The organism is Halalkalibacter flavus (assembly GCF_036663575.1).
In the GTDB taxonomy this organism is placed as follows: domain Bacteria; phylum Bacillota; class Bacilli; order Bacillales; family Bacillaceae_D; genus Halalkalibacter; species Halalkalibacter flavus.
In genome coordinates this window covers 16,743-25,749 of record NZ_JAWRVK010000024.1, presented here as the reverse complement: position 1 = coordinate 25,749, position 9,007 = coordinate 16,743, and the positions used below count along the sequence as shown (strand labels likewise).

General features: G+C 41.1%; 20 protein-coding genes. All 20 read left to right on the top strand.

From position 1 onward, the window contains the following. Positions 1-227: 227 nt before the first annotated feature. The 20 genes from rpsJ (at position 228) to rpmD (ending at position 8,996) form a co-directional block, all read left to right on the top strand. Positions 228-536: a 30S ribosomal protein S10 gene (rpsJ, locus tag SAY88_RS15765; protein WP_017729599.1), complete on the top strand. Its 309-nt coding sequence runs from the start codon at positions 228-230 to the stop codon at positions 534-536. Positions 537-629: 93 nt separating this feature from the next. Continuing rightward, positions 630-1,259 carry a 50S ribosomal protein L3 gene (gene rplC, locus SAY88_RS15760; protein WP_332632906.1) on the top strand — a complete coding sequence of 210 codons (630 nt, stop codon included), beginning with the start codon at positions 630-632 and terminating at the stop codon, positions 1,257-1,259. A 25-nt stretch (positions 1,260-1,284) separates the two neighbouring features. After that, positions 1,285-1,908 (top strand): 50S ribosomal protein L4, encoded by a 624-nt coding sequence (gene rplD, locus SAY88_RS15755; protein ID WP_332632904.1) that lies wholly within the window; start codon positions 1,285-1,287, stop codon positions 1,906-1,908. After that, positions 1,908-2,198: a 50S ribosomal protein L23 gene (rplW, locus tag SAY88_RS15750; protein ID WP_034631495.1), complete on the top strand. Its 291-nt coding sequence runs from the start codon at positions 1,908-1,910 to the stop codon at positions 2,196-2,198. Before rplD ends, rplW begins: the two co-directional genes overlap by 1 nt. Positions 2,199-2,225: 27 nt before the next feature. Further along, on the top strand, positions 2,226-3,056 hold the full coding sequence (gene rplB, locus SAY88_RS15745) for a 50S ribosomal protein L2 (RefSeq protein WP_034631493.1): 831 nt from the start codon (positions 2,226-2,228) through the stop codon (positions 3,054-3,056). A 58-nt stretch (positions 3,057-3,114) separates the two neighbouring features. Continuing rightward, positions 3,115-3,399, top strand: coding sequence for a 30S ribosomal protein S19 (gene rpsS, locus SAY88_RS15740; RefSeq protein WP_034631491.1), 285 nt, complete (start codon positions 3,115-3,117; stop codon positions 3,397-3,399). Between the two features lie 28 nt (positions 3,400-3,427). Further along, positions 3,428-3,769, top strand: a complete 342-nt coding sequence (rplV, locus tag SAY88_RS15735; protein WP_250097955.1) for a 50S ribosomal protein L22 — start codon at positions 3,428-3,430, stop codon at positions 3,767-3,769. A 3-nt stretch (positions 3,770-3,772) separates the two neighbouring features. Continuing rightward, entirely contained in the window at positions 3,773-4,432 is a 660-nt protein-coding gene (gene rpsC / locus SAY88_RS15730; RefSeq protein WP_034631487.1) for a 30S ribosomal protein S3, read from the top strand. Between the two features lie 2 nt (positions 4,433-4,434). Next, on the top strand, positions 4,435-4,869 hold the full coding sequence (gene rplP, locus SAY88_RS15725) for a 50S ribosomal protein L16 (protein ID WP_034631485.1): 435 nt from the start codon (positions 4,435-4,437) through the stop codon (positions 4,867-4,869). Beyond that, the gene (rpmC, locus tag SAY88_RS15720; RefSeq protein WP_003322618.1) at positions 4,859-5,062 is read left to right on the top strand and encodes a 50S ribosomal protein L29; all 204 of its coding nucleotides are present in this window, start codon (positions 4,859-4,861) and stop codon (positions 5,060-5,062) included. The genes rplP and rpmC overlap by 11 nt, the downstream gene beginning before the upstream one ends. Positions 5,063-5,079: 17 nt before the next feature. After that, positions 5,080-5,340 carry a 30S ribosomal protein S17 gene (gene rpsQ / locus SAY88_RS15715; RefSeq protein WP_332632897.1) on the top strand — a complete coding sequence of 87 codons (261 nt, stop codon included), beginning with the start codon at positions 5,080-5,082 and terminating at the stop codon, positions 5,338-5,340. 33 nt (positions 5,341-5,373) lie between these two features. Next, positions 5,374-5,742 carry a 50S ribosomal protein L14 gene (rplN, locus tag SAY88_RS15710; RefSeq protein WP_035664749.1) on the top strand — a complete coding sequence of 123 codons (369 nt, stop codon included), beginning with the start codon at positions 5,374-5,376 and terminating at the stop codon, positions 5,740-5,742. 48 nt (positions 5,743-5,790) lie between these two features. Next, positions 5,791-6,102, top strand: coding sequence for a 50S ribosomal protein L24 (gene rplX / locus SAY88_RS15705; RefSeq protein WP_250097988.1), 312 nt, complete (start codon positions 5,791-5,793; stop codon positions 6,100-6,102). 27 nt (positions 6,103-6,129) lie between these two features. After that, complete coding sequence (gene rplE, locus SAY88_RS15700; RefSeq protein ID WP_250097952.1) at positions 6,130-6,669, top strand: 50S ribosomal protein L5; 540 nt, start codon at positions 6,130-6,132, stop codon at positions 6,667-6,669. Between the two features lie 30 nt (positions 6,670-6,699). Continuing rightward, positions 6,700-6,885, top strand: a complete 186-nt coding sequence (locus SAY88_RS15695) for a type Z 30S ribosomal protein S14 (RefSeq protein WP_012957149.1) — start codon at positions 6,700-6,702, stop codon at positions 6,883-6,885. Between the two features lie 28 nt (positions 6,886-6,913). Then, on the top strand, positions 6,914-7,312 hold the full coding sequence (rpsH, locus tag SAY88_RS15690) for a 30S ribosomal protein S8 (RefSeq protein WP_250097951.1): 399 nt from the start codon (positions 6,914-6,916) through the stop codon (positions 7,310-7,312). Positions 7,313-7,345: 33 nt separating this feature from the next. Further along, on the top strand, positions 7,346-7,882 hold the full coding sequence (gene rplF / locus SAY88_RS15685; protein ID WP_332632888.1) for a 50S ribosomal protein L6: 537 nt from the start codon (positions 7,346-7,348) through the stop codon (positions 7,880-7,882). Between the two features lie 30 nt (positions 7,883-7,912). Beyond that, on the top strand, positions 7,913-8,272 hold the full coding sequence (gene rplR / locus SAY88_RS15680) for a 50S ribosomal protein L18 (protein WP_332632886.1): 360 nt from the start codon (positions 7,913-7,915) through the stop codon (positions 8,270-8,272). A gap of 21 nt (positions 8,273-8,293) precedes the next feature. Further along, on the top strand, positions 8,294-8,794 hold the full coding sequence (rpsE, locus tag SAY88_RS15675) for a 30S ribosomal protein S5 (protein WP_034631472.1): 501 nt from the start codon (positions 8,294-8,296) through the stop codon (positions 8,792-8,794). 13 nt (positions 8,795-8,807) lie between these two features. Further along, positions 8,808-8,996: a 50S ribosomal protein L30 gene (gene rpmD, locus SAY88_RS15670; protein WP_034631470.1), complete on the top strand. Its 189-nt coding sequence runs from the start codon at positions 8,808-8,810 to the stop codon at positions 8,994-8,996. Positions 8,997-9,007: the final 11 nt, after the last annotated feature.

The following is a 9,007-nucleotide window of genomic DNA, read 5'->3' as shown; positions in this document are numbered from 1 at the left end:
AAGAAGTTGATTTTTAATAAAAAGGGCTATATAATAGTAAAAGTGTGATCAGCGTAGGTTTTCCACTTGCACTGATTTTTATTTTTGTGTATAATGTGGAATGTTGGTCATTGGCAGCGATGATGTGGAAGGTTGCTGACACACCCGGCCCCATTGCCATGGCAGGGTGTAGGAAATTTCCGCGGAGTATGTCTGTTTATAAAATGGACGAAAAAGGAGGGGCTATAATGGCAAAGCAAAAGATTCGCATTCGTTTGAAAGCATATGATCATAGAGTCCTTGATCAATCTGCAGAAAAGATTGTAGAAACAGCAAAACGTTCAGGTGCAAGTGTATCGGGTCCGATTCCGCTACCAACTGAGAAGTCTGTATACACAATCCTTCGTGCGGTTCACAAGTACAAAGATTCTCGTGAACAGTTCGAAATGCGTACTCACAAGCGTCTAATCGACATTGTGAATCCAACACCACAAACTGTGGATGCTTTAATGCGTTTGGATTTACCATCTGGTGTCGATATCGAAATTAAGCTTTAGTACTAACATTTAATTTAACTAATGAGTAATTAACTCATTATTATGATATGAAAAATGGCATAAAAATATGATTTTTATTAGGAGGTGTAACGGATGTCCAAAGGAATCTTAGGTAGAAAAATTGGTATGACTCAAGTATTTGCTGAGAATGGTGAAGTGATCCCGGTAACAGTTATTGAAGCTGAACCAAACGTGGTTCTTCAAAAGAAAACTGCTGACTCTGATGGTTACGAAGCAATCCAAGTTGGATTTGCTGATCAAAAGAAAGCAAACACAAACAAGCCAGCTGAAGGCCATGCTGCGAAAGCTAACACGGCTCCTAAGCGCTTCATCAAGGAAATCCGTAACGTAAATCTTGACGAGTATGAAGTAGGTCAAGAAGTTAAGGTAGATACATTTGCTGAAGGTGATGTAGTAGACGTAACAGGAACATCTAAAGGGAAAGGTTTCCAAGGTGCTATCAAGCGTCATAACCAATCTCGTGGACCGATGTCTCATGGTTCTCGTTATCACCGTCGCCCAGGTTCAATGGGACCAGTTGCTCCAAACCGTGTATTCAAAGGAAAATTACTTCCTGGACGTATGGGTGGAGAAACGATTACAGTTCAAAATCTTGAAATCGTAAAAGTGGATGCAGAACGAAATCTTCTTTTAGTGAAAGGTAACGTACCTGGAGCTAAGAAGAGCTACGTGTCTATCCAAAGTGCGGTTAAAGTAAAATAAAGATTGAAAGAAAGGAGGACACATCATGCCGAAAGTAGCATTATTTAACCAAGCAGGTTCACAAGTTGGAGATATCGAACTAAATGATTCTGTATTTGGTATTGAACCAAACAAAAGTGTGCTTCATGACGCTGTAGTTATGCAACAAGCATCTCTTCGTCAAGGAACACACAAAACAAAAGGACGTTCTGAAGTACGTGGTGGTGGTCGTAAACCATGGCGTCAAAAGGGAACTGGTCGTGCGCGTCAAGGGTCGATCCGTTCACCACAATGGGTAGGTGGTGGTGTAGTATTTGGTCCAACACCAAGAAGCTACAGCTACAAATTACCTAAAAAAGTTCGTCGATTAGCTATCAAATCTGCTCTTTCTAGTAAAGTGCAAGCTGAGGAAATCGTAGTACTTGAGAACTTAGCATTTGATGCGCCAAAGACAAAGGAAATGGCTGCAGTACTTTCTAGCCTATCTGCTGACCGTAAAGCATTAGTAGTAACTGCTGACTACAATGAAGCTGTTGCTCTATCTGCACGTAACTTACCTGGTGTAACATTTGTTACAGCTGATGGTGTAAGTGTGCTTGATGTGCTTAAGCATGATAAGCTTGTTATTACGAAAGACGCCGTTGAAAAGGTAGAGGAGGTGCTTGCGTAATGTCAAACGCTCGTGATATCATTAAGCGCCCTGTGATTACTGAACGTTCAACAGATCTAATGAGTGAAAAGAGATATACGTTCGAAGTTGATGTTCGTGCTAATAAAACTCAAATCAAAGATGCGATCGAAGAAATCTTTGAAGTGAAAGTTGATAAAGTAAACACAATGAACTACAAAGGAAAATCAAAACGTTTTGGTCGTTACACGGGTTACACTGCTCGTCGTAAAAAAGCCATCGTTACATTAACACCTGAGAGCAAAGAACTTGAGTTCTTTGAAGGTGTATAAAAACACTAGCGAAGGAGGGAACTGAAAATGGCGATTAAAAAGTATAAACCAACCAGTGCCGGTCGTCGTGGTATGTCTGTATTAGACTTTGCTGAAATCACAACGGATAAACCGGAAAAATCGTTACTAGCACCTTTACACAAAAAAGGCGGACGTAACAACCAAGGTAAATTAACTGTTCGTCACCAAGGTGGCGGTCATAAACGTCAATACCGTGTTATTGACTTCAAACGTAACAAAGATGGAATTCCAGGACGCGTTGCTACGATCGAATACGATCCAAACCGCTCTGCAAACATCGCACTAATCAACTACGTTGATGGTGAAAAACGTTACATCTTAGCGCCAAAAGGACTTAAAGTTGATATGATGATTGAATCAGGAGCTGAAGCGGATATCAAAGTAGGTAATGCATTACCACTTAAAAATATTCCTGTAGGTACTGTTATCCACAACATCGAGCTTAAGCCAGGTAAAGGTGGACAATTAGTTCGTTCTGCTGGAACTGAAGCACAACTATTAGGTAAAGAAGGCGATTATGTTCTTGTTCGTTTAAACTCTGGTGAGACTCGCTATATCTTAGCTACTTGCAGAGCTACAATCGGTCAAGTTGGTAACCTAGAGCATGAGCTTGTTAATATTGGTAAAGCAGGTCGTTCACGTTGGTTAGGTAAACGTCCAACTGTTCGTGGATCTGTTATGAACCCTAACGATCACCCACACGGTGGTGGTGAAGGTCGCGCACCAATCGGACGTAAGTCTCCAATGTCTCCTTGGGGTAAACCTACTCTTGGATACAAGACTCGTAAGAAGAACAAAGCGTCTGATAAGTATATTGTACGTCGTCGTAAAAAATAACGGGATTGCACTACGGTTCTAACTAGAACCGTGGGTAATCACGAAGGGAGGTTTTCTCATGGGTCGTAGTTTAAAAAAGGGACCTTTTGTCGATGATCATTTGATGAAAAAGGTTGAAGCAATGAACGAAGGAACTGATAAGGACAAACGAGTTATCAAAACTTGGTCTCGTCGCTCAACAATTTTCCCTGAGTTTATTGGTCACACTATCGCAGTATATGATGGCCGTAAACACGTGCCTGTTTACGTTTCTGAGGACATGGTAGGTCACAAACTAGGTGAATTCGCACCAACTCGTACGTATAAAGGTCATGCAGCTGATGATAAGAAAACAAGACGTTAATAGGTAAGTAAGAGAGGAGGTCAATCCTATGCAAGCTAAAGCGGTAGCAAAACAAGTTCGTATTGCTCCTCGTAAAGTTCGTTTAGTTATAGACTTGATTCGTGGAAAGCAAGTTGGTGAAGCTGTAGCAATCCTACGTCACACACCGAAAGCTGCTTCTCCTGTTGTAGAAAAGCTTTTAAACTCTGCAATTGCGAATGCTGAACATAACTATGAAATGGAGCCAAACAACCTTGTAATTAGTGAAGCGTATGTTGATGAGGGTGTTACGTTGAAACGTTTCCGTCCACGTGCGATGGGTCGTGCAAGCCGAATTAACAAACGTACTAGTCATATTACATTAGTTGTAACTGAAAAGAAGGAGGGATAAGACGTGGGTCAAAAAGTTAATCCTACTGGACTTCGAGTTGGCGTTATTAAAGACTGGGAGTCAAAATGGTACGCTGATAAAGATTACGCTGATTTATTACACGAAGACATTAAAATTCGTGAATATGTAGAAAAACGTTTAAAAGATGCATCTGTATCTAAAGTGGAAATCGAACGTGCTGCTAACCGTGTTAACATCACAATTTCTACTGCTAAGCCAGGAATGGTGATCGGAAAAGGCGGTTCAGAAGTTGAAGCGTTACGTAAAGCACTTAATTCATTAACTGGCAAGAGAGTTCACATCAACATCCTTGAAATCAAGCAAGCTGATTTAGATGCGAAACTTGTTGCAGAAAATATTGCTCGTCAATTAGAAAATCGTATTTCGTTCCGTCGTGCGATGAAACAAGCAATCCAACGTACAATGCGTTCTGGTGCTAAGGGTATTAAAACTCAAGTATCTGGTCGTCTTGGTGGTGCTGATATCGCTCGTGCAGAACATTACAGTGAGGGAACTGTTCCACTTCACACACTTCGCGCTGATATCGATTATGGTACAGCTGAAGCTGATACAACGTACGGTAAACTAGGTATCAAAATCTGGATTTATCGTGGTGAAGTCCTTCCAACGAAAGGAACGAAAAAAGAGGAAGGAGGCAACTAATTATGTTAATGCCTAAACGTGTTAAATATCGTCGCGAACACCGTGGAAACATGCGCGGTCGTGCGAAAGGCGGTACTGAAGTGCATTTTGGTGAGTATGGTTTACAATCTCTAGAAGCTTCTTGGATTACAAACCGTCAAATCGAATCTGCTCGTATTGCAATGACTCGTTATATGAAGCGTGGTGGTAAGGTTTGGATTAAGATTTTCCCATCTAAGCCATACACTGCTAAGCCGTTAGAAGTTCGAATGGGTTCTGGTAAAGGTGCTCCTGAAGGTTGGGTAGCAGTTGTCAAGCCTGGAAAGATTATGTTTGAAATCTCTGGTGTTTCAGAAGAAGTTGCTCGTGAAGCATTACGTCTTGCTTCTCATAAATTACCGGTTAAATGTAAGTTTGTAAAACGCGAAGAAGTGGGTGGTGACGCAAATGAAAGCTAATGATATTCGTAACTTAACCACTGCTGAAATAGAGCAAAAAACGAAATCACTTAAAGAAGAGTTGTTCAACCTTCGCTTTCAACTAGCGACTGGACAATTAGATAATCCAGCCCGTATTCGTGAAGTTCGTAAAGCAATCGCTCGTGCAAAAACAGTTTTGCGTGAACGTGAGCTTGGAATTAACAACGGCTAAAAAGGAGGTTTGCTTAAATGGAACGCAACCAACGTAAAGTTTACAGAGGACGTGTTGTTTCTGACAAAATGGACAAAACAATCACAGTACTTGTTGAAACTTACAAAAAAGATCGTCTATACGGAAAGCGTGTAAAGTACTCAAAGAAGTTTAAAGCTCATGATGAGAACAATAGCGCAAAAACTGGCGATATCGTAGAAATTATGGAAACTCGTCCGCTTTCTAAAGACAAACGTTTCCGCTTAGTACAGATCGTAGAAGAAGCGGTTATTATCTAATAGAATACTGGTTTCGAAGGGAGGTAAGTTTGTATGATTCAACAAGAATCCCGTTTAAAAGTTGCAGATAACTCTGGTGCTCGTGAGGTACTTTGTATTAAAGTACTAGGTGGTTCTGGTCGTAAGACAGCTAATATTGGTGATGTTATTGTTTGTTCGGTAAAACAAGCAACACCAGGCGGCGTTGTCAAGAAAGGTGACGTTGTTCGAGCTGTAATCGTACGTACTAAGAGCGGTGCTCGTCGTAATGACGGTTCATACATCAAGTTTGATGAAAATGCTGCTGTAATTATTCGTGATGATAAGAGCCCACGTGGTACTCGTATTTTTGGACCTGTTGCACGTGAACTTCGTGATAACCAATTCATGAAGATTGTGTCTCTTGCTCCGGAAGTTCTTTAATAGAAGATTATTGAAAGGCCCTGTCAAGGAGGTGCGAACATGGCAAATATGCATGTCAAAAAAGGTGATACTGTTAAGGTCATCTCTGGAAAAGACAAAGGGAAACAAGGTGTAATCCTTGAGGCGTTCCCAAAGAAGAACCGTGTACTTGTTGAAGGTGTAAACATCGTGAAGAAGCATGCTAAACCTTCTCAAGATAACCCACAAGGTGGAATCTTGAACCAAGAAGCACCAATTCATTCTTCTAACGTTATGCCTATCGACCCTAAGTCTGGTGAACCTACACGTGTAGGTCATAAGGTAGAGAACGGTAAAAAGGTACGTATTGCTAAGAAGTCTGGCGAATCTTTAGATAAGTAAGTCAGTGTGTGAAAGGAGGTCAATCGTATGAGTCGATTAAAAGAAAAGTATACAAGTGAAATTGTTCCTTCTCTAGTAGAGAAGTTTAACTATTCATCTGTTATGGGTGTTCCAAAGCTTGAGAAAATCGTTGTTAACATGGGTGTTGGTGACGCAGTATCAAATGCTAAGGCACTTGACAAAGCAGTTGAAGAATTATCTGAAATTACAGGTCAAAAACCTTTAGTTACTAAGGCGAAAAAATCAATTGCGGGATTCAAACTACGTGAAGGTATGCCTATCGGCGCGAAAGTAACACTTCGTGGAGAGCGTATGTATGATTTCCTTGATAAATTAATCTCTGTATCACTGCCACGTGTACGTGACTTCCGCGGTGTTTCTAAAAAAGCATTCGACGGTCGTGGAAACTACACTTTAGGTGTGAAAGAGCAATTGATCTTCCCTGAAATTGATTACGATAAAGTGGATAAAGTTCGTGGTATGGATGTTGTTATTGTAACAACAGCTAACACGGATGAAGAAGCTCGTGAACTTTTAACACAAATGGGAATGCCATTTCAAAAATAATCGAAGTCGTTTCGAAGAGGAGGGAAAACGTTGGCGAAGAAATCAATGATTGCAAAGCAAAAACGCACACAGAAGTATAAAGTACAAGAATATACACGCTGTGAACGTTGCGGTCGTCCTCATTCAGTATTACGTAAGTTTAAACTTTGCAGAATTTGCTTCAGAGAACTTGCTCACAAAGGGCAAATTCCTGGTGTGAAAAAAGCTAGTTGGTAATCCCAAGAACGGGAAGGAGGTAAATAATATGGTCATGACAGATCCAATTGCAGATATGCTTACTCGCATTCGTAATGCTAACACGGTTCATCACGAGAAGCTTGAACTACCTGCTTCTAAGGTGAAGAAAGAAATCGCTGAAATCCTTAAGCGTGAAGGTTTCATTCGTGATTTTGAATATATCGAAGATAACAAGCAAGGTGTAATCCGCATCTTCTTAAAATATGGTGCTACAAATGAGCGTGTAATTACTGGACTTAAGCGTATTAGTAAACCAGGACTTCGCGTTTATGCGAAAGCTGGCGAACTTCCACGTGTACTAGGTGGTCTTGGTATCGCATTAGTTTCAACATCTAAAGGCGTAATGACAGACAAGGATGCGCGTCAACAACAAATTGGTGGCGAAGTTTTAGCTTACGTTTGGTAAGACAATCCTTGAATTGAACGGAGGTGCAAAAGAATGTCTCGTATTGGTAAAAAGCCAGTAGAAGTCCCTAGTGGAGTTACTATCACGCTTGATGGTACGTTATTGACTGTAAAAGGTCCTAAAGGCGAACTTAAGCGTAATCTTCACGAAGATATGAAAATCAATATCGAAGAAAATCAAGTAACAGTTGAGCGTCCTTCTGATAATAAGGAGCACCGTGCACTTCACGGTACAACTCGTAGCTTGATCAACAACATGGTTGAAGGTGTAACAAAAGGTTTCGAACGTTCACTTGAACTTGTCGGTGTCGGTTACCGTGCTACTAAGTCAGGTCAGAAACTAGTTCTTAACGTTGGTTACTCTCACCCAGTTGAGATCGTACCTGAAGAGGGTATCGAGGTTGAAGTTCCTTCTAACACGAAGGTAACTGTAAAAGGAATTGACAAAGAGCGTGTAGGTGCACTTGCATCTAACATCCGTTCTGTACGTCTACCTGAGCCTTATAAAGGAAAAGGTATTCGTTACGAAGGCGAATATATTCGTCGTAAAGAAGGTAAGACTGGTAAATAATCACTAACTCACGGAAAGGAATGACGTTCAATGATTACGAAGCGTAATAAAAACGTAGCTCGTAAGAAGCGACATGCACATGTTCGTCGTGCGATTACAGGAACACCTGAACGTCCTCGTCTAAATGTTTTCCGTTCATCTAAACATATTTACGCTCAGCTTATTGATGACGTAAATGGTGTTACACTTGCTTCTGCATCTACTCTTGATTCAGAGGTAGCTGCAGATGCGACGAAAACTGATGCGGCAAAGCTTGTAGGTGAACTCGTTGCGAAACGCGCGATTGAAAATGGACATAAAGTAGTTGTATTTGACCGTGGTGGTTATTTATATCACGGACGTGTTGCAACACTTGCAGAAGCAGCTCGCGAAGCTGGCTTGCAATTCTAAGAAAAAAAGGAGGGAAAACGAATGCGTCGTATTGACCCTAATACGTTGGAACTTGAAGAAAAAGTAGTAGCTGTCAATCGTGTAGCTAAAGTAGTTAAAGGTGGACGTCGTTTCCGCTTTGCTGCATTAGTTGTAGTTGGCGATAAAAATGGCCACGTTGGATTCGGTATGGGTAAAGCTCAAGAAGTTCCGGAAGCGATCCGTAAGGCTGTAGAAGATGCAAAGAAAAATCTTATTGAAGTACCTGTTGTAGGCACGACAATCCCTCATGAGATTGTTGGACATTTTGGTGCAGGACGTGTCCTACTTAAAAATGCTTCTGAAGGTACAGGAATTATCGCTGGTGGACCAGTACGTGCGGTGCTAGAGTTAGCTGGTATCGGTGATATTCTTTCAAAATCTCTTGGTTCAAATAACCCGATCAACATGGTTCGTGCAACTATGGAAGGTCTTAAAGGTTTAAAACGTGCTGAAGAGGTTGCTAAACTTCGCGGCAAATCCGTGGAAGAACTGTTAGGATAAGGAGGGAAAGTAAATGGCTAAGAAATTAGAAATTACCCTCACTCGTAGTCTTATCGGGCGCCCGGAAGACCAACGCGTTACTGTGAATACTCTTGGTTTACGTAAGATGCACCAAACAGTAGTTCAACAAGATAACGCTGCGATTCGCGGTATGGTAAACAAGGTATCTCACCTTTTAACTGTAAAAGAAATCGAAGCTTAATTGATAATATT